The 24327-nt window shown below is 49.8% G+C and carries 12 protein-coding genes; 2 read left to right on the top strand and 10 right to left on the bottom strand.

The window, feature by feature from the left end; all coding sequences use genetic code 11:
- Positions 1 to 41: 41 nt before the first annotated feature.
- Positions 42 to 2501, bottom strand: coding sequence for an ABC transporter permease (locus IC230_RS01670; RefSeq protein ID WP_191037224.1), 2460 nt, complete (start codon positions 2499 to 2501; stop codon positions 42 to 44).
- A 50-nt stretch (positions 2502 to 2551) separates the two neighbouring features.
- Between IC230_RS01670 and IC230_RS01665 the strand changes: the two genes are divergently transcribed.
- Positions 2552 to 3010, top strand: a complete 459-nt coding sequence (locus tag IC230_RS01665) for a hypothetical protein (protein ID WP_191037223.1) — start codon at positions 2552 to 2554, stop codon at positions 3008 to 3010.
- Here IC230_RS01665 and IC230_RS01660 read toward each other — a convergent pair whose 3' ends face one another.
- The 6 genes from IC230_RS01660 to IC230_RS01635 all read right to left on the bottom strand — a co-directional run bounded on the left by IC230_RS01660 (position 3011) and on the right by IC230_RS01635 (position 18087).
- Positions 3011 to 5401 (bottom strand): ABC transporter permease, encoded by a 2391-nt coding sequence (locus IC230_RS01660; RefSeq protein WP_191037222.1) that lies wholly within the window; start codon positions 5399 to 5401, stop codon positions 3011 to 3013.
- Positions 5402 to 5502: 101 nt separating this feature from the next.
- The gene (locus tag IC230_RS01655) at positions 5503 to 7926 is read right to left on the bottom strand and encodes an ABC transporter permease (protein WP_191037221.1); all 2424 of its coding nucleotides are present in this window, start codon (positions 7924 to 7926) and stop codon (positions 5503 to 5505) included.
- Between the two features lie 82 nt (positions 7927 to 8008).
- The gene (locus tag IC230_RS01650; protein WP_191037220.1) at positions 8009 to 10411 is read right to left on the bottom strand and encodes an ABC transporter permease; all 2403 of its coding nucleotides are present in this window, start codon (positions 10409 to 10411) and stop codon (positions 8009 to 8011) included.
- An 80-nt stretch (positions 10412 to 10491) separates the two neighbouring features.
- Positions 10492 to 12915 (bottom strand): ABC transporter permease, encoded by a 2424-nt coding sequence (locus IC230_RS01645; RefSeq protein WP_191037219.1) that lies wholly within the window; start codon positions 12913 to 12915, stop codon positions 10492 to 10494.
- Positions 12916 to 13205: 290 nt separating this feature from the next.
- Entirely contained in the window at positions 13206 to 15602 is a 2397-nt protein-coding gene (locus tag IC230_RS01640) for an ABC transporter permease (RefSeq protein ID WP_191037218.1), read from the bottom strand.
- A gap of 82 nt (positions 15603 to 15684) precedes the next feature.
- Positions 15685 to 18087 carry an ABC transporter permease gene (locus IC230_RS01635; RefSeq protein ID WP_191037217.1) on the bottom strand — a complete coding sequence of 801 codons (2403 nt, stop codon included), beginning with the start codon at positions 18085 to 18087 and terminating at the stop codon, positions 15685 to 15687.
- A gap of 59 nt (positions 18088 to 18146) precedes the next feature.
- Here IC230_RS01635 and IC230_RS01630 point away from each other — a divergent pair, with 59 nt between their 5' ends.
- The gene (locus IC230_RS01630) at positions 18147 to 18617 is read left to right on the top strand and encodes a Uma2 family endonuclease (protein WP_191037216.1); all 471 of its coding nucleotides are present in this window, start codon (positions 18147 to 18149) and stop codon (positions 18615 to 18617) included.
- 40 nt (positions 18618 to 18657) lie between these two features.
- Here the strand turns inward: IC230_RS01630 and IC230_RS01625 are convergent, their stop codons facing one another.
- The 3 genes from IC230_RS01625 to IC230_RS01615 all read right to left on the bottom strand — a co-directional run bounded on the left by IC230_RS01625 (position 18658) and on the right by IC230_RS01615 (position 24271).
- Positions 18658 to 19230, bottom strand: a complete 573-nt coding sequence (locus IC230_RS01625) for a hypothetical protein (RefSeq protein WP_191037215.1) — start codon at positions 19228 to 19230, stop codon at positions 18658 to 18660.
- A 92-nt stretch (positions 19231 to 19322) separates the two neighbouring features.
- Positions 19323 to 21788, bottom strand: coding sequence for an ABC transporter permease (locus IC230_RS01620; protein WP_191037214.1), 2466 nt, complete (start codon positions 21786 to 21788; stop codon positions 19323 to 19325).
- Between the two features lie 86 nt (positions 21789 to 21874).
- A complete protein-coding gene (locus tag IC230_RS01615) occupies positions 21875 to 24271 on the bottom strand; it encodes an ABC transporter permease (RefSeq protein ID WP_191037213.1) in 2397 nt (798 codons plus the stop codon).
- Positions 24272 to 24327: the final 56 nt, after the last annotated feature.

Raw genomic sequence — 24327 nt, 5'->3', positions numbered from 1 at the left:
AAACAAACCCTGCAATCCACGCCATCCCTGCTCCCTGCAATTTATTCACTGCGCAAAGACGTCACCGGATTCGTCAGGGCGGCTTTGATGCTCTGGAAGCTGACCGTTACTAAGGCAACGCCTACCGCCAGGACGCCCGCCAGCGCAAACATCCACCATTCGATATCAATCTTGTAGGCAAATTTCTGTAGCCACTGATTCATCACGTACCACGCTACGGGCGAACTCAGCACTAGGGCGACAAGGACCAGCCGGACGAAATCAATCGAAAACAGCCCGAAAATATGAGCCGTCGACGCACCTAGGGCTTTACGGATACCCACTTCTTTGGTTCGCGACTCGGCCATAAACGCCACGACGCCATATAAGCCCAGACAACCAATGAAAATGGCGATACCTGCCAGCAGCCGGAAGAGCGAATACATCCGTTCTTCCGTTTTGTAGAAATTAGCGAGGGTTTCATCCAGGAAGGTATACTTGAACACAAAGTCCGGGAACGTAGCATTCCAGGCCGTTTCTACCTCTTTCAGCAGTTGACTGATACGTTCCGGGCTTGTATAACTCGCCGAAAGTTTGATGCCTAAGCTGCGGTACTGATCGCGATAGGAGGTCAATATACTCGGCTCGATATGCTGGTGTAGCGAGAAGGCATTAAAATCTTTCACGACGCCAACAATGGGCTTTTTCAGGTCTTCGCCATTAACCCTCAAAAACTTGCCGATGACTTGCTGTGGTGCCTGGAAACCCAGCCGTTTCATAAAAGCCTCATTGATAACATACTCCCGCATGGTGTCGGCGGGTTGGTACATGCGTCCGGCAAGCAGCTTCAGGCCGTAGGTGTGCACGTAGGCCGTATCGGCGGGGCGCATCAATACGCCATAGTCGGGTTCTTTGTCGTCGTTTTCGAAGCGGAAGCCCGTTGTCCAGTTGCTGGTCGACGAAGGCGTTGTCATGCCAAAACTTAATGACTGAATGCCGGGTAGGCCAACCAGTTTAGCTTTCAGACTTTCTAACTGACCTGGTTTTTTTTCCGGTATCAATACGTTCAACACCGCATCCCGGCTATAGCCCAGATCGGCGGAGCGGAAGTAGTTCATCTGATTGTAGGCAATAATGGTGCCGATGATCAGCAACTGCGAGATGGCAAATTGGCCCACAATCAGGCCCCGGCGAAGGGTTAATTGATTGGCTACCCCCTTCCCGGCAGTTTTCATCGCCCGACCTTTTAAGGCCAGAATGGGTTGGTAGCCCGACAAGACTAAAGCTGGATAGAAGCCCGCCAGTACAGTTGTGAGTAAGCCTAACACAACTAAAAAGAGAATCACCGTTGGGTCGAACAGAGTTGCCGCACCCGGTTTAATATTGAGTAACTCGCTCACGTACGGCAATGCCACCTGCGCAACAATCAGTGCCAGTACCATCGCCAGCCCTGCCAGCACACCCGTTTCGCCCAGAAACTGACGGACCAGTTGTCCGCGAGAACTGCCCAGCACTTTGCGAACGCCGACTTCTTTCGCACGTCGGATGGCCTGCGCCGTGGCCAGATTAATAAAGTTGACACAGGCAGTTATCAAAATAAACAGTCCAATCAGGCCCATTGCCCAGATCAGTTCCTTGCTGACGCTACGTTTGGCATAATTGTCGGTGCGGGTGTCGAAATGGATGTTGGTCAGGGGTTGTAGCTCATAAATCAGATCTTTGGCATCGTCGGATTTATGGTATTTTTTGACGAAAGCCGTCAGCTGCTGCTCCATCTGCGCGGCTTCTGTTGCCTGATCCTGCGACGTACCCGGTAACTTCAGATACAGTTGCGCTCCTCCGTAAGTCGACTGCCAGTCGTCCCAGTTTGTGTATGCTCCGTACTGCTTCAGAGAAGCAAATGACAACAAGACCTCAAAGGGAACACTGCTTGTGGCAGGCAACTGCTGCACAACGCCGGTTACCACAAAATCCATCTTGTTTTCAACACGTAGTGTCTTTCCGATGGGGTTACCTGATCCAAAATATTTTTGCGCCATGGGCTCGCTCAGCACCACTGTATTCGGATTATTGAGCGCGGTCTGGGGGCTACCGCTTTTCCAGTTGTAATCAAACAGCCGGAAATATTCAGGTTCAACAAAGGCCAGTATACCATCGCCCTCCTGAAATTTTTTGGTCGCCCGGCTAGCTTTCTCATTCACCGTGACCACTACGTTCGCAATCCGGTGAACCATAGTAACCTCGTTTTTCAGATTCGGAAAGTCATTCCGCATGGCCGCCAGCGCTGGTAAGGGAATACCTGCGTTCCGACGATCATCGTTCGAGGTTTTGTTGAACGAAATCATTCGGTACGTCTGATCAGCCTGTGTGTTGTGTCTGTCGAAACTCAGTTCATACCGTATCGCCAGAAACAAAAGCAGGCAACAGGCCAGACTTAACGTCAAACCCAGTACGTTGATAATCGAATAACTCCAGTTGCGCTTTAGGGCGCGAAGGGCAGTAGTGAAATAGTTGCGTAGCATGAGTTTACTTATATTTGACAAACGTTGTTTTATTAAAAACCCCGACTGATATGGACTATCCGAATCTCATTCCTCAAAAATTCCTCGTCATGGAGGACGAGATGGGTGTAAATGCTCCAATCACTCACCAGCGTATTATTTCCAAGCTGCACGTCGAATTGGGTGTTTTATACTACCATCACAAAAGCATTGCTTACGAACCACTTCCTGAGACTATGCTTGGAGAGGGCGTCAGTAGCCCAACTCCCGACATAATCCTCTACGACAACGAGACGGAGCAAACCCGCATCATTATTGAAGTATGCCATACCAGAGCTGTCAAAAGCGATCTCGATAAAGTCATTCGATTAGTCGAGGGTGGTCTGTATGGGATTCAGGAAGGCTTTGTATACAACTACAAAACTGCTGAGTGGTATCGGTATCGTCTTGGTAACGGTGGTCTGGTCGATTCATCGGCCCAATCTGACGTGCTTAGTTTAGATTTGAGTAAGTTTTTAGAATTCAATTAGTTATTCGGAACGTAATGATTTAACTGGGTTCATCAAGGCGGCTTTGATAGACTGAAAACTCACGGTTACTAAGGCAATGCTGACGGCCAGCACACCCGCCAGCGCGAACATCCACCAGGCCATATTAATCTTGTAGGCGAAGTCCGCTAGCCACCGGTTCATGACGTACCAGGCGATAGGACTGGCAATGATGACCGCAATCAGGACGAGCTTCAGAAAATCTTTTGAAAGTAGGGCTACAATGCTGGTGACGCTGGCACCCAGTACTTTCCGGACGCCAATTTCTTTGGTCCGTTGTTCGGCGGTGAACGTAGCGAGGCCAAACAGACCCAGACAGGCGATGAAAATAGCCATACCCGAAAAGCCCAAAAACAGGTTGCCTTTCCGTTCGTCGGCGCGGTACTGTTCGGCAAACGTTTGATCCAAAAACGCATACTCAAACGGTTGATTTGGGTTGATCTGCTCGTATGTTTTTTTGACGTACGCCAACGCATCTGGCACATTCTGGGGCGCTACCCGAATCATGAATCTGTCGCCCCTGTCTTCGCGCAGCACAAGAACCAGCGGTTCGATTTTGTTACGTAGTGAACGCAGGTGAAAATCACGGATAACGCCCGCAATGGGTATTCGTTTCGTGTCGAATTCTACCAGACCTGTCATCCGGTTTTTCCAGCCTAACCGTTTAAGCATGGCTTCATTGACGAGTACCGCTCCGGTTGAATCGCTGGCCAGGTTGGGCGAGAAGTTGCGCCCTTCTTTCAGGTCGATCTGTAAAACGTCGAGAAAGTTGTGATCGACCGAGAAATATTCGGTGCTAATGGGTTGTTCTTTACCGCCAGCGTAGAAACTAAACGTAGTCTTATTATGGACCTCACCACCAACTAAACCGTCGGTTAGGGAAGCTCCTTTGATAATCGGGTTCTGGAGCAGTTTGTCTTTCAGAACCTTAACCGAACGCTGAGCGGATGGCGCTTTTAACGAAAGTATAAGAACTTGTTCCTGATTGAATCCCAGCTCTGTATGCCGCATATACTGAAGTTGCCGGTAGACGACGAATGTCCCGACGATCATGATGATGGAAACCGTAAACTGTAGAACCACCAGCGATTTTCGGAGTAAAATGCCTTTCCCGCTGCTGGTGAATGCTCCTTTCAGAACCGCTACGGGATTGAAACGAGAGAGTACAAAAGCCGGATAGAGGCCACTGACCAGGCCAATCAGCAGACTGAAACCCAGGAGTAAGCCCAGTATCTGTACGTTCCACAGGTTGATAGTCAGCGTCTTGGCCGTGACATAATTGAAGAAGGGCAGCAAGGCAGGCACCAAGACTAAACTGAGGACAAGAGCCAGCAACGATAGAAGCATCGACTCGGCCAGGAATTGGCCAACCAACTGACTACGTAACGAACCGATGGCTTTTCGGACGCCGATTTCCCGGGCGCGACTCGTTGAGCGGGCGGTCGATAGGTTAACGTAATTAATGATGGCAATCAACAGAATAAACAGTCCGATGACCGAGAACGTGTACACAAAGGCCATGTTACTCCCATTTTCTTCACCCATCAGGTGATTGGAGTACAGGTGCATGGCCGTTAACGGCTGGAACGTAATGTCGAACGTAACACCTTTGCCGCTGTCATCACCGATGGCCCGGGCAATGTACTTTTTGTAAAACTCGGGCATCTTGCTGTTCAGCCGGCGAACATCACTGTTTGGGTGAAGCAGTACGTACGTCACTGAGCCGAAGTTATCCCACTTGGTCAGATTGATACCGTTGAGTTGCGTATTGCTGTAAGGCAGAATAGCGTCAAACTTCAGATGGTGATTAGTAGGAACGTCCCGAATTACACCCGCCACGGTTATCGACTGCTCATCTTTCACCCGGATAACTTTACCCCGCAACCCTTCCGTTTTTCCGAACAGCAAAAGCGCTAGTTTCTGCGTAAGAACGACGCTATTGGGTTGCAGCAGACTCGTTTGTGGTTGACCGTCGATGAACGAATAATCGAAAAACGAAAACAGCGTCGAATCGGCATAGAGAACATTCTTCACATAAAGCGCCTGCTCACCTGCCCGAAACAGCACCTCATGGCCGGGCTTGACACGTAACACATTACTGACTTCGGGGTATTCCTGCCGGAGTGCCGGTCCCATCGGAGCCGAGACAATTCCCATGTTCATCTCATTGTCTTCCCATTTGATGTGCAGGTTCAGCCGGTAAATATTGGCCGCGTTGGCATGGTATTGGTCAAACGTCAGCTCATCGTAGATATAGAGGCCCAGCAGAATAGCGCAAATCATCCCGCTGGCTAACCCCAGCAAGGTAAGAAGGCTATATACCTTGTTACGAACCAGGTTCCGATACGCAATTTTGAGGTAGTTAAGAAGCATAGGTTTTGGGGGGAGTAAAGGGAAGAGAGGGGCAAAAGGGACGAAAGGGAGGATGGAAAATCCCACTTATCCCTTTCGTCCCCTTCGTCCCGCTCCTCCCTTCATTCCGTTTTAAGTGATTTTACCGGATCCATTAAAGCAGCTTTGATACTTTGGAAACTCACCGTTACTAAGGCAATGCCCACAGAGAGCAAACCCGCCAGCGTAAATACCGACCAATCAAGGTCGATCCGGTACGCGAAATCTTCCAGCCATCGATTCATGGCAAACCAAGCGATGGGTGTTGCCAGGAGGATGGCGATCAGGACCAGTTTTAAAAAGTCTTTCGACAACAGGCCAATGATGCTGAATACCGATGCGCCGAGTACTTTGCGAACCCCAATCTCTTTGGTACGTTGTTCCGCCGTGAAGGCCGCCAGGCCAAACAAGCCCAGGCAGGCGATCACAATGGAGATTACCGCAAAAACTGTAAAGAGCTGACTTGTTTTCTGTTCGGCCTCGTATAAGAACGCAAATCGCTCATCAAGAAACGAATACGTGAACGGAGCGGGTGGGTTGAAGGCATCCCATTGTTTCCGGAATGAGGCTATCAGATCAGACGCGTCGACGGCTTTAACCTTTACGATAATCGCACCGGAATTACGCCCTAAAAGCATCATCAGTGGCGCTATTTTTTGCCGGGTCGATGCGTAATGAAAGTCTTTGACAACACCAATAATGGTAAACTCCCGCTGTCCAGAACGGACAATTGTTTTGCCGATTGGGCTGGTGTTTCCCAGACCCAATTCGCGAGCCGCCGTTTCGTTAATAATCGTGGCCGTGGAGTCGGTCGAAAACGCTTTTGAGAAAAATCGGCCTTCTTTCAGTTGTATCCCCAGTGTTTTCAGGTATTCTTCGTCGACGTGGTAAATGCTGGTCTGGATATCGGCATGGCGTTCTTTACTATTGTCGCTTCGGACGTAAATCTGCGTACCGTCCATATTGCTCATACCAACCGGAATATTAGCCGATAGACTGGCCTGAAGCACGCGGCTATCTTTCTGAAGTTGCTCTTTGAAAGCGGCCTCATTTTGCCCCAGCATATACGAGTCCTGAATAACCAGTACCTGCTCTTTATCGAAACCGATTTTCTTGTTTTGCATGAAATGTAACTGCTGGTAGGTAACCATCGTGGCCACGATCAACGCTCCGGAAACGGCAAACTGGAACACGACCAGGCCGCTTCTCAGGTTACTGCGACGGCTAGTTTGTACGGCAGACCCACCCTTTAAAACTGCTGTAATTTTTGAAAAGGATAATAAAAAGGCTGGATAAGCGCCCGCTAGAATCCCAACAAAAAAGCCAAATGCCAGTAGGAACACCCCATTTTTTAGCGATAGCAACGTATCAAGCGAAATGTCTTTCCCGGCCAATTTATTGAAATAAGGCAGGAGCAGACCAACTGCGCCAACGGCCAGAATCAGGGCAAGAAACGTAAGCAACGTCGACTCGGTCAGAAACTGCCGGATCAACTGCGTTTTGACCGAGCCCATCACTTTCCGGATGCCAATCTCTTTTGAGCGACTCGCAGCACTGGCGGTGGATAGATTGGTGAAATTGACAATCGCCAGGAGCAGGATAAAAACTGCCAGGATACTAAATATATACACCGAACTAATGTCGCCGTTAGTAGCCAGTTCGTACTTGGAGGCCGAGTGCAGGTGAATATCGGTCAGTGGCATGAGCGTAAACCGGAACGTATTAACCGACTTTTGCGCTTCGGCCAAACTGACGCCCATATCCCGTTGTATTTCCGGCACTACGTATCTGGCAACCAGTTGAGGAAATTTAGCTTCCAGCTTCTGTGGATTCGCTTCTTTATTCAGGACCAGATACGTATAAAAACCGACGTTGCTCCAGCTCGGAGACTTAATACCCAGATCGGCCGTACTCAGAAACGCGTCGAAGTGAAAGTGCGTATTGCTGGGTATTTTGTCGATAATGCCCGTCACTTTCCGAACCTCCTGTTGTTTGCCAAACAGAAGCGCTTTTCCCATCGCCGGACTGGTACCAAAGTATTTTTGAGCGAATGCCTTCGTGACCACGATGGAGCCGGGTTCTTTAAGCGCTGTTTTTATATTGCCTTCCAGCAACGGAATGGAGAAGAGTTCCAGAAAGTTAGAGTCGGCCATGGCAATAGACTGCTCTTTAAATTGCTTGTCCTGGTAGCGCATGAATACCTGACTCCAGGGCAATACACGCGTTGACGCCAGCACCTCCGGAAACGCAGCCTGGATGCCCGGCCCGACAGCCGCATCGACGTTGGAAAAATCCGTAACGCCACCGTTCTCCGTCAGGCGGAGCTCGACCCGATACATCTGATTGGCCTGCGCTGGGTAGCGATCATAGCTCAGCTCATCGGTCACGAAAGCGGCAATCAGTATGCAGCAGGTCATGCCAACGGCCAGTCCAACAATGTTGATTGATGAAAAAACTTTGTTTTTCATCAGGTTCCGCCAGGCAATTTTAAGATAGTTTGTTAGCATAGGGGGGGAAGGAGGAGAGGGAGGAGCGGGACGAAAGGGACAAGTGAGATTTTCCATCCTCCCTTTCGTCCCGCTCCTCCCTTTACTCCGTTTTGAGTGATTTTACCGGATTCATCAGGGCCGCCTTGATACTCTGGAAACTCACCGTTAGCAGCGTGATCAGCAGGGCACCTACGCCGGATAGCGCGAAAATCCACCAGGAAATAGGTGTACGATACTCGTACTGATCTAACCAGTTACTCATAAAATACCAGGCGACGGGCGTAGCAATGCCGAAAGCAACCAGCACCAGCAGAACAAAGTCTTTTGATAGCAGACTCCATAAGTTCATTACGCTGGCCCCCAGTACTTTGCGAACGCCAATTTCTTTGGTCCGTTGCTCGGCCATAAACGACGCTAGCCCGAACAGCCCCAGACAACTAATGAAAATGGCCAGTACGGCGAAGAAGGTGGCTAGTTTACCAATACGTTCTTCGATGGCGAATTTCTTGCCGAACTCGACATCCGCAAATTTGTAATCGAACGGAGCTGATGGAATGTATTTCCGGAAAACAGATTCAATAACCGCCACGCATTCACTGACGCTTTTGTTCGGCGCCAGTTTCAGATTAATCCAGTTGACATTCGAATAGTCCATCAGGTAAACAGTTTGCTTGACGGGTTCGTAGGGCGACTGCATCAGCATGTCTTTCACGACGCCAATGACGGTGAATTCTCGGGCATTAGGCCCGCTTCCCCAACGGACCTTAGTGCCCACCGGATTCCTGATGTTCATGAACCGGACGGCAGCTTCGTTGAGAACAATGGCCGATGAATCGGACGTAAAGGCCCGCGACAAATCGCGCCCCTCTTTAAATTGCCAGCCGACCGTTTTGCCAAAATCGTGGGTAACCCAGATAGTCGCAAAATCAGGGTCAAGATTCGGATCTTTCCCCGGCCAATCGAAGCCACCACTGTTCGACCAGACATCGGTTAGTGGACTTGAGGACTCGGCCATTTCCTGAATGACTCCCGCGTTTTTAAGCTCCGTACGTAGGAGATCGAACTTGCCGTAAAAATCCGGCGACTTCATCTGAATCATCATTAACCCGTTCCGGTCGTAGCCGATGGGGCGGTTCTTGGAAAACTGAATCTGGTTATAAACGATGATGGTACCGATGATCAGCGCCAGTGACACCGTAAACTGAACGACTACCAGCACCTTACGCGGTATGGAGGCAAATCGTCCTGCCTTAAACGTACCTTTTAGAACCCTGATAGGCTGGAATGACGATAAGTACAGAGCCGGATAGCTACCCGCCACAAAACCCGTAAACAGCGTGAAGCCGATACCGACGAGCCAGAACAGGGGGCTTGTCCACAGGACCACTATCTGCTTGTCGGCTACCTGATTGAACCAGGGCAGAATAAGCTGAACCAATAAAAGTGCCAGTCCAAACGCCAGCGCAACCACCAGCAGGGATTCAATAAAAAACTGGTTAATCAGCTGGGTTCTGACGGAGCCAACAGCCTTGCGAATGCCTACTTCTTTCGCGCGTTTTTCGCTCCGGGCTGTACTTAGATTCATGAAGTTGATACAGGCCAGGAACAGCACAAAAACACCCACAAAGCCAAACAGCCAGACATAGTCAATCAGCCCGCCGGTGTTCTGACCATTCTCCCAATTCGACCGCAATCGCCAGTCGCGCATGGGATGAAGAAAGATTTCGGCTTTGAACTTCTTATCCTCCTCCGATACGTTGTTGAACTTAGAGTTGATAATCCGGCGGTCTACCGTTGCAAAGTCCGTGTTGTCGGCGATCTGGGCGAAAATCTGAAACGAATTGTCGTCCCACCGGCTCTCATCCCGGTCGCGTTTAATCCAGTTTTCGGAAACGGTATATAACGTCCAGGGGGCAATAAACGTCAGGCCTTTGAACTCAGCATTATAGGGAATGTCTTCATACACGCCCGTCACTTTAACCGCCAGCTTATTGTCAATTTTTAGCAGTCGATTCAGCGGGTCGGCGTTCCCAAACAGGGCTTTGGCCGAGGATTCCGAAAGCAAAATAGAGTTAGGGTTCTGAAGGCCGGCATCAGTCCCTTTCAGCATGGTCAGCGAGAGTAATTTAGGCGCGTCGACATCCATGAAGTTGCCGGTTTTTGTCACTTTCTTATCGCCGAACGACAGGATATGTTCACCTTCCCACGATGACATAACCACGTATTTAAAGCTGCTGCCATAATGCGTCTGGAGTTCTTTCCCCAGCGGATAAGGGATAGCAGGACCCGAGTATATTTTTCCGTTGCTGGTCTGGTGTTGCAGGACCTGAGCGATACGGTCGTAGTTGCGGTGGTACGTATTAAACGACAGTTCGTCGTAAATCCACAGACCGATCAACATGGCTACGGCCATCCCTACCGACAGCCCACCGATATTGATGATCGAGTAACTTTTGTGTTTAACCAGATTCCGCCAAGCGATTTTAAGATAGTTTGTTAGCATAGGGGGGAAGGAGGAGAGGGAAGATGGGGAAGAAAGGACGAGAGGGTTTAACCTTCCTCCCTTTCTTCCCCTTCCTGCCTTTACTCCGTTTTAAGTGATTTCACCGGATTCATCAGAGCCGCTTTCACACTCTGGAAACTGACGGTCAGTAAGGCAATACTCACCGACAAGACACCGGCCAGCGCGAACATCCACCAGGTTATGTCAATTTTGTAGGCGAAGTCCTGCAACCACCGATTCATGACGTACCAGGCTACTGGAGAGGCAAGCACAATGGCAATCGCCACCAGTTTGAGGAAATCTTTCGAGAGTAAACCGACAATACTGGTGACGCTGGCTCCCAGCACTTTACGCACGCCAATTTCTTTGGTCCGTTGCTCAGCGGTGAACGTAGCGAGGCCGAATAGTCCCAGGCATGCCACGAAAATGGTCAGTCCCGCGAAAAGACCCAGAATACGACCGGTTTTCTGTTCAGCCAGATACGTATTGTTGAAGCGTTCGTCCAGGAACGAGTACGTAAAGGGGGCATCGGTAGTGAGCTGCTCCCATTGCTTTTTCAGGGAAGCTACGAGTCCAGCGATGTCTTTGGTTTTCACTTTAACAATCACCGTACCGGCGTTTTTGCTCAGTACCATAACCAGGGGAGAAATGCGTTCGCGCATGGACCGGAAATGGAAGTCTTTCACCACACCAATGACCCGAAGCGTTGCTTTTTTGCCGTCGTTGTCGCTATTACTGATCGTGTGCCCAACAGCTTTATCGTTCCAGCCTAATGTCCGGGCTGCGGTTTCATTCAAAATCACTCCCGCCGAGTCGGTACCATACGCTTTGGAGAAATTCCGACCTTCGGCCAGTTGCATCCCCAGCGTCGGAATGTAATTATAATCGACATCGTAGCGGAGCGTTTTTACTAACTGGGTCGAATTACTTTCGGGGTAGACCATGAAGTTGTTATTGTTGCTTGGCCCGGCAGGTAAATAACCGGACGTACTCACATTCACGACCCGCGGGTCCTGCATGATCTGGTTGCGGAATACGTCCTCTTTTTTGTCGAGCAACCACGTTTCCGGCAGCACCAGTACCTGCTCTTTGGTATAGCCTAACTTCTTGTTCTGAATGTAATCGAGTTGCTGATATACGACCGTCGTACCGATCATCAACGTAATGGAAATGAAAAACTGAACCACGACCAGACCGCTACGTAAGCCGATACTTTTGCGATCGCCCGTAAACCGGGTGCCTTTCAGCACCTGAACGGGTTTGAACGACGACAGGAAAAAGGCAGGGTAACTTCCGGCCAGAATTCCCACCACTACGCCAAGCAATAATAGGCCCGGTAAAAGCCACGGGCTAGCCGCAAAATTCAATACCAGGTTTTTCCCCGCCAGCTCGTTGAAAAGCGGCAATGTCAGGTACACTAGCCCAATCGCCAGTGTGAGCGCAATTGATGTTAGCAATAGTGACTCGATCAGAAATTGGCTGGTCAGGCTTTGCCGCACCGATCCCATTACTTTTCGGATGCCAACTTCCTTTGCTCGTTTCGAGGCTCCGGCCGTAGACAGGTTCATAAAATTGATGCAGGCAATCAGCAGCATGAATACGGCAATGGCTCCGAAGATATAGACGTACTGAACATCGCCGTTGGCTTCGATTTCGCCCGTTAAATTTGAGTGCAGATGAATACCGGTTAAGGGTTGTAGCAGAAAGCTGAGATCGTTGCCTTTCCGCCGAAACTGGGCCAGACTCATACCAAACGCCTGCTGAATTTGCGAGCCCATGTATTTACTGACTACCTGCGGCAATTTCGCTTCCAGTTGTTTATAATCGTAGCCTTTGGGTAGCACCAGATAGGTGAAGAAACCCGACGTCATCCACGACGGTGATTTTGCATCCGAAACGCCAGCCATCGACAGCAGCATATCGAAATGAAAATGCGAATTGACCGGCATTTTGTCGATTACGCCCGTAACCCGAAAGAGCGCATTCCAGCTTTTAATCGTTAAGGATTTGCCCATCGGATTTTCGTCGCCGAAAAATTTCCGCGCCATCGCCTGCGTAATAACCGCGGTGCCGGGCTGAATCAGGGCGGTTTTGGCATCACCCTGAAGCAGTGGGAGCGTGAAGACCTGAAAGAAATTGGAATCGACGTAAGCGACCTGATCATCCCGAAACGTTTTGTCGCCAACGGTAATGCTTGGTGAGCCGGCTGTACGAATCCGGGTAGCGTCTTCAACTTCTGGATAGTCAGCTTTCAATGCCTGGGCCACTGGTGGCATGACGTTGGCTTCGTTGATCTGACCACCGTTCATGATGCCCCGAAAAACGACCCGTACAATCTGGCTCGCTTTCTTATTGGAACGATCATAGCTTAACTCATCGAAGACGTAAAGGCTGATAAGCAGACACGTAGCGAGTCCAAGCGCCAGACCCACAATATTGATGGCCGAGAACGCTTTATTACGGACCAGATTCCGCCAGGCAATTTTAATATAGTTCTGAAGCATAGGTACGTAGCGCGTAGTGAATGGAACACGTTACGTACTTTCATGACCAAATGACGTACCACGATTGTAATCGGTTAACTATCAATTAGATATGTTTATGCCATAGAAAAGTAATGTCCGCAAACGGACGCCGGGCGGACAATGGCGGACAAAGCGAGAGAATGATAAAAAACGGGTATCGAGCTAGCTCTGAACGAGGTGTTTGTGTAGTAGCATAGGGGTAAGGGCATGGGGCAGAGGAAGCGAACTCATTTACCATCTGCCCCATGCCCTTACCCCTTACCGCTCTGTTATTCGGAACGTAACGATTTGACTGGATTTGTAAGAGCGGCTTTGATGCTCTGAAAACTCACGGTCAGTAAAGCTATCCCAACCGCCAGTAAGCCGGCCAGCGCAAATACCCACCACTCAATGGAAATTTTATAGGCAAAATTGTTCAGCCACTGATTCATGGCATACCAGGCCAGGGGTGAGGCAATGAGTAGGGCAATCAAGACCAGTTTTAGGAAATTTCGGGAGAGCAAAATCACTACGCTGCTGACCGACGCACCCAGCACTTTGCGAATCCCGATTTCCTTCGTGCGCATTTCGGCCGTGAACGTCGCTAATCCAAATAAACCCAGGCACGAAATCAGTACGGCTATGGCAGCAAAGGCGTTGAACAACGTAGCGGTACGTTCTTCGGCTCGGTAAAGTCGGTCGAAGGTTTCATCCAGGAATTTATAGTCCAGCGGACGGCTGGGAATCAGCTCTGCCCAGGCTTTCTGGATTGCTTTGAGGGCGTCCGATTCTTTACCCGCTGCCACCTTTACGTACAGACCGTTTCGCCAGGCTGGGTTATTGAATAGCACCAGCGGCTCAATTTTTTCGCGCAGACTCTTGAAGTGAAAATCCTTTACGACGCCGATCACGACGCCCTTCCTGCTCTGAAAATGAAACCGTTGCCCAACGACCGGTTTGCGTAAATTGAACTTCCTGACCGCCGTTTCGTTCAACACTACGTTCTGTTCGTCGGCTGTGCTGTTTGCCGCGAACCAGCGCCCCTGGGCCATCTTCAGGTTGAAGAGCGTCTGGAAATTGGGCTCTACAGATAGCTGGTTGACAGTCGGTTGGAAATCGGCGGGGCGCCCGTCCCAATCCAGGCTACCGCTGTGCGAACTCTTAATCTCAACGATGTTCTGACTGGCGATGGTGGCGTCTACAATACTCGATTCGGTGAGCAATTTATCCTTTAAGGTCTGCGGGTCAACCCTGGGCTGAAGATTCCACGGCATCTGAACGGTAATCACATGGTCGCGGTCGTAACCCAGTTTGGTGGTGCGGATGAACCGAATCTGCTGATAAACTACCAGGGTGGCAATCAGAAAAATGATGGAAACCGTAAACTGAACAACCACTAAACTTTTGCGGAACGTGCTGTTGGTTGTACCCGGTACATTGAGGCCACGTAACGCCCGAATTGGCTGAAACGAAGACAGCAGGATTGAGGGATAAACGCCCGTCAGAACAATGGTTAACAACGTAGTGCCGGCCAGTACCGACCAAAGCGACCAATCGTCAAAGGCAAGGTGGAAGGTTTTGTTGGTGAGGTTGTTGAAAGCCGGCAGGAAGTTGTAAACCAGCAGCAAGGCTAGGCCCAAAGCAGCCACACACATAACTACTGATTCCAGAATAAACTGGCCAAAAAGTTGGGCATGGCCGGCACCAATTATTTTTTTGACGCTTACTTCTTTTGCCCGGATACTCGCCCGAGCCGTTGTCAGGTTAACGTAGTTGATACAGGCCGTAAGCAGAATAGCCAGCGCTAATCCCAGAAAAATAAAAATGGTTTTTCGGTCGCCCTGCTCACTACCGTAGCGGTCAAGCGTATCAAAGTGCATATCGGCCAGCGGTTCTGCTTCGAGCGTAATACTGGTATCGATCTTGCCGGTTTTAGTGTCTTTTTTCGCGATCTGAGTAATTTGGGTCAACTTCTGGCTGACCTTTTTTAGATCGGCATCTGGCCGGAGCAATACGTAGGTTTCGTAGTTGAAGTTTCCCCAGTTGTTGTCGTTTTCATACGTTTTGGGATTTGCCAGATAAGCGGCCATCGGCAGAAAGCAGTCGTACTGAAAACTTGAATTGGTGGGATTGTCTGCAAAAACTGCCTGAACTACGTAATCAAGCGTATCAATCCGAATGACTTGCCCCACCGCTTTTACTGAGCCAAACCACTGATTCGCTCTCGACTCCGTCAACGCCACGCTACGTATGTTCTTCGTAAAATCGGTCAGACTGCCCTCAACGAGTTTATAATCAAAAATAGAAAACCAGCTTCCGTCGACGCAGGCGGCTTTATCTTCGCTAACCAGTTGATTCCTTACCCGGATTGGCACCCCATTCCAGAAAGGCCTGGCGATACGGGCTACCTGCTCGACTTCCGGTAGTTTTCTGGCTTGTTCAGCCAGCGGAAGAGGTGTTGTTGACCAGTGCCAGACTTCTTCCTTATTCACTCGATTGTGCGAAATGATCAGGTTCGTCCGCGATGCGTTAGTATGATACGTATCAAAACTAAGCTCATTCTGCACCCACAGTAAAATCAGCACGGCAGCCGCCATGCCGATGGCGAGGCCCGTTACGTTGAGAATACCAAAAAGTCTGGTCTTCAGTAAACTACGAATGGCGAATTTAAAGGTGTTGAGTTGCATAGGGCATAGGGGTTTGGGCATATGGCGTAGGGTTTGGGGTGCGAAGCAACTGTTTCCCATGCCCCGAACCCTTTGCCCTATGCTAGTCACTGCGTAGCGATTTCACCGGATTCATCAGGGCAGCTTTGATACTCTGGAAACTCACCGTTAACAGGGCAAGAACGACCGTAAAACAAGCCGCTCCCACGAACAGCCATACACTTAGTGTTACGTGAAACGGGTACGTATCGAGCCAGCGGTTGAGCGACAACCAGGCAATTGGTATCGCAATCAGTAGGGCTATCACCAGCAACCAAAGCACGTCGCGGGAAAGTAGAGCAGTCACTTCGGCCACCGAGGCTCCGAGTACTTTGCGAACGCCAATTTCTTTGGTCCGTCGCTCGGCGGAGAACGTAGCAATGCCAAACAAACCCAGACACGAAATAAACAGGCAAAGCCCGGCCGCCCAGGTAATGATCTGCCGTAGACGAACTTCCAGATCGTATTGCTCAGCAAGAATCGTATCCAGAAATTGATAACTGTAGAAATGCTGTGGTATTAGTTGATGATACGTGCGATCAAGCAAGGCCAGCGTTCGCGTTACGTTGCCAGCCTGTATCCGAACCCAGATTTCGCCAAATGCCAAATCCGCATCGCCGACAAAAACCTGCGGTTGGATCGATTCGTGTAGCGATGAATAATGATAGTCCCGAACAACGCCTACTACACGATACGCTTTGTTATCACGCTCCGGAAAAATGACTCGCTGGCCGATTGGGTTTTTCCAGCCCGCTTCGCGAACGAAGCTCTCATTAACTAAGGCATTATCGAGCGTATCAGAAGCGTAAGCAGTTGAGAAATTACGGCCCTGAGCGAGTTTAATGCCCAGCGTTGGTAAGTAATTTTCATCAATGCGCAGGTAATTGACGTCTATATCTTTATCGTTGGTTCGCACGCTGGTGTACTCATCCAGCCGATTTTTTGCCGTTACGCTGACAAGATCAGGCTGGTTGGCAAGCTTTTGCCGGAACAGTTGCGTTACGTTGTCATTACCGGTACGTAACGTTGGCAGGTCAATCCGAACCAGATGTTCTGGATTATAGCCGAGATCTTTTGTCGTCAGAAAATTGAATTGTGAAAAAACGGCTAGCGTAGCCATGATCAGAAAAACCGACAAGGCAAACTGCACGACCACCAATCCCTGACTGAGGTAATTTTTTCCCTGAAGTCCAGCGCGTCCATACAGCACCCGCGACGGATTGAATTTTGATAACACAAAAGCCGGATACGACCCCGCCAGCAGCGCTGTGATAATCAGCAAACCAATGTAGAGCAGGACTAACCGCGTATCGAACAAATACGATAAGCTGAGATTTTGGCCCGAAAGGGCATTGAAGAAGGGCAGAACCAACTGCGCGAAGCCCAGCGCTAACCCGAAAGCTATAGCACTCAGTAATAAAGATTCACCCAGGAATTGCCTGATCAACTGACTACGTTTCCCGCCAATCACTTTGCGAACGCCAACTTCCCGCGCCCGACGTAACGAGCGGGCAACGGTCAGATTAACAAAATTGATGCAGGCAATGGCCAGAATAAACAGCGCGATTCCGCCCAGCAAATAAAGAATCATTGGGCTGGTGGGCATGGCCAGTTCATTGCCACCCCCGTACTCCAGCGTCAGGTGAACATCCGTGAGAGGCTGAAGACCGAATTGCCGCTGTTCCTGATAGCCGCGCTCCTTAGCGGCTTTGGCAACCTGATCACGTCCTAGAACGGCAAACACACGATCAAGTTTTTGCTCAACGTTGAGCGGGGACGCATCAGGACGTAGCACGAAGAAGGTGGCCAAATATTGACTAAACCATTGGTCATTCTTGTACTTGCTTTCGAGAAAGTCAAACGACAGCAACATCTCGAATTGCAGCGAAGAATTGGGCAGTGGATTTTTCGCAACGCCTGTCACCACGAACGGTTCAAACGTACCGTCCATTTCCAGGCTTAATGTCTGCCCCAAAGCATGCGTCGTTCCGAAATACGTTTGCGCTGTTTTCTCCGTCAATACAACTGACCTGAGCGTACTGAATACGGAGCGGGGCGTACCTTCCAGCAAAGGCAATGAAAAGGTCTGGAAGAAATTCGTGTCAACGTAGTGCGCGTTCTGGTTAAACCCTTCGTTGCCACTACGAACGTTAAACGAAACGCCCATCATCCGCGTCACCGATTCAATTTCGGGAATACTGGCTGCAAAGGCAGGGCCCTGAACAGCTCCCGTGTTCCCGGTTCGATTTTTTATGTCGGTACCACTCGCATTCGTCGTTGTATTCGTGAGCCGGTAGATGCGGTCGGCTTTGTCGTGAAAGCTATCAAAGCTCAGTTCATTTTTGAGATATAAAACAATAACCAACACACAAGTAAGTCCCAGACTTAACCCCGATAAATTGATTAGACTATAGACCCGTTGGTTGACCAGATTTCGCCAGGCAATCTTGAGATAGTTCGTTAGCATGTTGCACAGTTTCTGTTACCTTTATTAAAAACTTCGTCTGTTAAAAACGTCCTTACGCTATGGAGACCGTTATCGAACAACTCACCGACTTTGACGACGAAAAAATGTCGAGTTACAACCATTCTGAATTGCAGAGTCATCTGGCTTTTCTGCTCAAATTATCCTATCGTACTCAATACAGTATCCTGACCGAACTTGATTTCGATTTTGCATCCGGCAAAACCCGCCCTGACCTGGCTATTCTGCCAAAACGCAAGGCCGACTGGTTAGCCGATGAAATTGTCGTGCAGGACATACCGTTGACTACTATCGAAATCCTCTCTCCTGAACAAAGCCTGAACAGTCTGACCGATCGCATCTATAAAAAACATTTCCCCGCTGGTGTTAAATCGGTCTGGTTGGTGGTGCCAACTGTCCAAACCGTTTCTATCCTTCTGCCCGACCGTCGTCAGGTTAATTTTGCCGAAGGTGTAGTCGCCGATCCGGTGACCGGGATTCAACTCAAATTGAGCGAAATTTTCGAAGGTTAGATGCTTAAAAGAATCGCCCAAGTGGTTGATTCTATGTTCGTCATTTACTATTAGCAGGCAAACCAATTTCTTTCTCAACACCATCAATGATACGTTGCCGCTCTTGCTGCGACTTATCGCGGGCGTTAACGGTACGGTCATAGGTAAAATCTTCGCCATCTTTCTGAAACCGGTAGCGTAAAAATAACTGACCTGATTCCGGATCGTAATTCACCTCTTTGGTATACGGATTCTTCCCACCAACGGCTAGTACCTGCGAACCGCTTCCACTGGCTGAAATTGTGGGTCCATTACCCTGGATGACTGTCACGGATTTGCTGTGAAAGGTCGGTGGCTCAGGTGCCTTTGGTGCCGTGGGCGGTATAGGCGGCTCAGGCATCCGAATGTTCAGCGAATCCAGGATACGTTCGCGCAGAGCGTCTCGTTCCGATTTGTTCAGGCTCGATACGTCGAACGTACGGTCATAGTCAATCGGTTTACCGTCAACCGTGCCGTTTACGCGAATTGACAGGTTTTTCTCGTCGTCACTAATGCTCTGACTAATTGAGTTGTGTTGCTGGGCAAGAGCCAGCGAGCCGGTTAGGGCTAAGAATGTTGTTAAGATTATTTTCATGGTTTTTAGAATGGAGTAGAGGGGGAGTAAAAGGACGAAAGGGATTTTACGTCATCTATTTCCCTTTGGTCCCTTTCTTCCCACCCCTCCCTTTACTCCGTTTTGAGTGATTTGACCGGATTCATCAGGGCAGCTTTGATGCTCTGGAAACTGACGGTGATGAAGGCAATCGATAGTGCCAGCGCTCCGGCTACGACGAAGATCCACCACGGGATGTCAATTTTGTAGGCAAAGTTCTGCAACCATTTGTTCATGACCCACCAGCCAATCGGTGAGGCAATCAGAATCGCAACGACGACCAGCGTCAGGAAATCCTTGGAAAGCAGCAGGACGATGTTCGTGGTCGACGCACCGAGCACTTTCCGGACGCCAATCTCTTTGGTCCGTTGCTGGGCGGCAAAAGCTGCCAGCCCAAACAGCCCCAGGCACGAAATCAGGATAGAAATAGCCGTGAAATAGCTCACAATCCGCGAGGTGCGGGCCTCTGCTACGTAATTCTTCTGGAAATCTTCGTTCAGGAACGTGTAGGAAAATGGTTCGTCGGGATGGAGTACCTTCCATTTTTGCTCCAGAAAGCCCAGTACGTTTTCCATGTTGGCCGTGTTGACATGCGCAACGATGTAATTGAAATTGGGGCGGCCACTCAATAGGAAACTGTATGGTTCAATGGTCTGATGCAGATTTTCGAAGTGAAAGTCTTTCAGTACACCCACAATTTCATACGGATGGGTTTCGCCCTGCCAGTCGAAATTCAGCTTTTGGCCAACGGCTTTTGCCAGTGGAATCTGAAACGCTCGTAACGTCGCTTCATTGACCACAATCCGGTTCGTCGTATCGCCCGGAAACTGCCGGGAAAACAGCCGCCCAGTGAGCAGTTTAAATCCCATATTTTGCATGAAATCATAATCGACCCAGTTCGTTTTAACCTGTTGAGCCGTCATGACACCCCGCTCCGGACGATACAGCAGAAAATCGCTGGCGTTGTTGATGCCGGGATAATATTGGGTTCCCGAAGCTCCTAATACCTGATTGTTTCGCAGAATTTCGGTTCGATAGGTAGCGTATGAAGCATTGTCTTCCTTACTACTCAACGGAATGGCAATTTGCTGATCCTGCGTAAAGCCAAGCGACGTATTCCGTAAAAAACGCATTTGTTCCTGAATCACGAACGTAGCGAGGACCAGTCCAACCGAAATCACAAACTGAAACACGACCAATCCGCGACGTAGCGCCACCGCCGATAACGTATTGGCAAATTTTCCCTTCAGCACCTGCGCCGGATTGAACAGCGACAGATAGAAAGCGGGGTAGCTGCCTGCCAGCAAACCCGTCAGCAAAGCCAGACCAACAAACGCCAGCATAATGCCCGGTTCAAGCAGCTCCGATACCTGCAAGGATTTTGCTGTCAGTTGGTTGAACACCGGCATGAGCAGCATAACTAACCCGAGAGCGATAAAAAGCGCCAGCAGTGATAAAACCATCGACTCGCCCAGAAATTGCCCGATCAACGAACTACGCTCGGCCCCCATTACTTTCCGGACCCCCACTTCAGCCGCTCGTTTGACGGAACGGGCGGTGGAGAGATTCATGAAATTGATGCAGGCAATCAACAGGGTAAATAGGGCGATAGAGGCCAGAATGTACAGGTACGTAGTGCTGGTGGTTGGCGTAACGACGTTTTTCAGCTGATCGGAAAGATGCAGATCCGGTACCGAAACGAGAAACAGCTTTTTGTCGAAGCCCACATTCTTTAAATCATTACTGGCGTATTTATCCATGAACGCCGGGAATTTCTGTTGCAACTGAGCCGGATTGGTACCGGGACGTAACTTCAGGTACGTAACGAACATATTGTTGCAGCAGAAATCCAGTTTAGCGGTGCGGAGAAAACCGCCGATCCAGCCCGCCGAGATGGGGAGAAAGAATTTAGCATCGATGTGTGAACGGGCACTTTCATCCCGGTAAATACCCGTTACCTTGAAGTCTTCGCCATTACCCGCTGTACCGCCAATGCGAATCAGTTTATTAAGCGCAGAGGCAGTACCAAACAGTTTGTGGGCAATTTCCTCCGACAGAACCACTGAATGCTGATCGGCTAGTGCAGTGCGTGGGTTGCCCTCCGTAAACTGATAGGATAACAACTCAAAAAATGTCGAATCGACCTGGTAGCCTTTCGTTTCATAGAACGATTTAACGGCTTTGCCACCCTCCCGAATCTGTAGCATTGATTTATCGTCGATCAGATTGACCCATAATCGAGCGACCTGTTCAATTTCCGGAAATTCGGATTTCAGCGCAAACGCATACGGAGCCGATGCGCTGGCCTGCATCTCGCTCCCCGCATCTTTGTTGGCTTTCCCAATAATGGTTTCCTGCGCCATCACATACAGGTCACTGGCGTGTTGCTGATGTTTGTCGAACGACAATTCGCTACGTATGTACAGCAAGAGCAACATGCAGCAGGTCATCCCAACCGACAGCCCGAAGATGTTGATCGCCGAGAACGACTTGCTACGTAGCAGATTACGAACGGCGATTTTGAGATAGTTGGTTAGCATGGTTATAAGAAGTAAAGGAAGAAAGGGAGGAGCGGGACGAAAGGGAGAATGGAAAATCCCACTCGTCCCTTTCGTCCCGCTCCTCCTTACTCCGATCTAAGTGATTTGACTGGATTCATCAGAGCGGCTTTCACACTCTGGAAACTCACCGTTATAGCCGCTACGAGTACGGTTGCCAGAATCGCAATCGCGAAAATGCCGGGGCCGAAGTCGATTTTGTATTCGAATCCCTGTAACCATTTGGTCATAATCCACCAGGCTACGGGAGCTGCCACGACAAAAGCGACCACAATCAGCTGAGCGAACTCTTTCCCGAAGAGCCACAAAATACTGCCGATACTGGCGCCCAGCACTTTGCGAACGCCAATTTCTTTGGTCTTTTGCGTGGCCATAAACAAGACCAGGCCATACAGACCCAGGCAACCGATCAGCACAGCAATACCGGCAAAGAAGTTGACCAGTTTCGACATCGTCTGCTCCTGACGATAGTTGCGTTCGATCTGGACGTCGACAAACTGATGCGTGAAATAGCTATCCGGATAAACCTGGTTGTAGAACGTCTCTAACTGGCTGATTGCCCGCTGAAAATTGCCAGAATGAAGCTGTAGATTAGCCGCGTAATAGCGGTTCGCCCTCGTTGTCATAAAGAGGGGGCTGATCGCTGTTTTGAGTGCTTCCTGATTGAAGTCTTTGACAACGCCTATAATCTCCAAGTTCTTTCCATCGACGAATAGAGGCTTGCCTAACACCTGAGCCGGATTGCTCAGTCCGATTTTGCGGACGAATGTTTCGTTGACCAGCGTTTCGCGGGACGTATCGGACGGGTACAGATTTCGGCCAGCCACAACCTTGATACCGTATACATCGAGGTAATTGACGTCGATGTATTTTCGCTGAATACTAAAATCTTCATTTTTCGGTCGATTGTCATATTTCAGTCCGGTTGAACTCGTCCAGCCGGACTGGGGCGCACCGCTCATGGAATAGCTGAACTTCTCGACGTCGGGAATGCTGGTAGCCAGGTTGCGGAACGTACTCAGCTTTGGTACGTCCTGAACGGGTACATTGGGTAATTGAACGGTTAGGATGGCGTTTTTTCGGAATCCTAGATCTTTATTCTGCACAAACGTCAATTGACTAGTGACGACGATCATGCCGATGATCAGCATTTGCGAGATCGCGAATTGCATGATCACTAAGCCCCGACGTACCGAAAAGCCGCCCACTTGTTGCGAGGTTATTTTTCCCGCCAGCGCCATAACCGGCCGAAAACCCGCCAGCACCAGGGCCGGATAAACCCCGGACAGAGCAATGACGCCAACAATCAATAGAGCCAGCCAGCCAATAACGGATGGAGAGAAATAGAAGGTAAACTTAAACGCGCCCGATAAATTCTGCTGAATGAGGGTCTGTCCGGCCTGAAAAAGCCCAATGGCAATGGCCGTTGCCACAAGGGTAATCAGCGCGGTTTCGCCCATGAACTGCCAGAACAACTGCGGACGTGTGCTGCCCATCACTTTCCGTACACCTACTTCCCGTGATCGGGTGAGCGCCTGGGCGGTTGCCAGATTGACGAAGTTGATGCTGGCCGTAACGATCAGAAAAATACCGATGATCAGCAGCGATAATATAAGCCCTTCACTAACTCCGCCATGATCCGTTGAGAAGTGAATGGCACTCAGGGGTTGCATTGGAAACCGAGTGTCTTTAACACCGTTGGGCTTATATTTTTTGATGAAAGTCGTCATCTGCCGGTCCCAATCGGCCTGAGTAAACCGGTCATTCAGCGTTACGTAGCACTGGGTGCTGCTATTCGTATTATCGAATCCATCGTCATCGCTTCCCCGGTATTCCTTCAGACTGGCCCACGACGGCATGATCGAATACGGGAAATCGGTATTGTCTTTGTAGTCAGCAAAAATGCCGACAATGCGCAGATTCAGACGGCCATCCAGTTTGACGGTTTTGCCGATCACGTTTGCGGTCGTACCAAAGTATTTTTGGGCGCTTTTGGCACTGAGGACAACCGTATTCGGTTGTTTTAAATCGGCCGGGCCACCCTCAAGCCAGTCGTAATCGAAGATGCGGAAATACGTCGGCTCAACAAAGGCGCCTATTCCGTCCGTTTCCTTGAATTTTTTGTCGGGACTTTTTGCCATCGGAACCACTACGGTCGGCTCCTCTTCCTGATCAATCATCGCCAGGTTTTCAATCTCCGGATGATCGTTACGTAGTGATTTCCCAAAGACGTAGGGTACGCCGGGCGTATGGAATTCTCCCGCGGGTGAGAGGAATTTTGTGGTTATTCGGTAAATGCGGTCGTATTTCTGATGGTGCCGATCAATGTTGTAATGGTAGCGGACCAACGCAAAAATCAGCATGGCGCTGCCGATGCCGAGCGCAAGCCCCGTTATGTTGATCAGCGCATACGACCGATTTTTAATCAAATTCCGCCAGGCGATTTTAAGATAGTTTAGCAGCATAGGACAGGGGGGAGTAAAAGGAGGAGCGGGACGAAAGGGACAAGTGGGATTTACCA

Source organism: Spirosoma validum (assembly GCF_014699035.1).
GTDB classification, from domain to species: Bacteria; Bacteroidota; Bacteroidia; order Cytophagales; family Spirosomataceae; genus Spirosoma; species Spirosoma validum.
This window is presented reverse-complemented; position numbering and strand designations above follow the sequence as displayed.

What these genes read in the sequence shown, in the direction of transcription:
- IC230_RS01665 (WP_191037223.1), top strand. Translation starts at nt 2,552, where the DNA reads ATGGACTATCCGAATCTCATTCCTCAAAAATTCCTCGTCATGGAGGAC.
- IC230_RS01620 (WP_191037214.1), bottom strand. Translation starts at nt 21,788, where the DNA reads ATGCTAACCAACTATCTCAAAATCGCCGTTCGTAATCTGCTACGTAGC.
- IC230_RS01660 (WP_191037222.1), bottom strand. Translation starts at nt 5,401, where the DNA reads ATGCTTCTTAACTACCTCAAAATTGCGTATCGGAACCTGGTTCGTAAC.
- IC230_RS01640 (WP_191037218.1), bottom strand. Translation starts at nt 15,602, where the DNA reads ATGCAACTCAACACCTTTAAATTCGCCATTCGTAGTTTACTGAAGACC.
- IC230_RS01630 (WP_191037216.1), top strand. Translation starts at nt 18,147, where the DNA reads ATGGAGACCGTTATCGAACAACTCACCGACTTTGACGACGAAAAAATG.
- IC230_RS01655 (WP_191037221.1), bottom strand. Translation starts at nt 7,926, where the DNA reads ATGCTAACAAACTATCTTAAAATTGCCTGGCGGAACCTGATGAAAAAC.
- IC230_RS01615 (WP_191037213.1), bottom strand. Translation starts at nt 24,271, where the DNA reads ATGCTGCTAAACTATCTTAAAATCGCCTGGCGGAATTTGATTAAAAAT.
- IC230_RS01625 (WP_191037215.1), bottom strand. Translation starts at nt 19,230, where the DNA reads ATGAAAATAATCTTAACAACATTCTTAGCCCTAACCGGCTCGCTGGCT.
- IC230_RS01645 (WP_191037219.1), bottom strand. Translation starts at nt 12,915, where the DNA reads ATGCTTCAGAACTATATTAAAATTGCCTGGCGGAATCTGGTCCGTAAT.
- IC230_RS01650 (WP_191037220.1), bottom strand. Translation starts at nt 10,411, where the DNA reads ATGCTAACAAACTATCTTAAAATCGCTTGGCGGAATCTGGTTAAACAC.
- IC230_RS01670 (WP_191037224.1), bottom strand. Translation starts at nt 2,501, where the DNA reads ATGCTACGCAACTATTTCACTACTGCCCTTCGCGCCCTAAAGCGCAAC.
- IC230_RS01635 (WP_191037217.1), bottom strand. Translation starts at nt 18,087, where the DNA reads ATGCTAACGAACTATCTCAAGATTGCCTGGCGAAATCTGGTCAACCAA.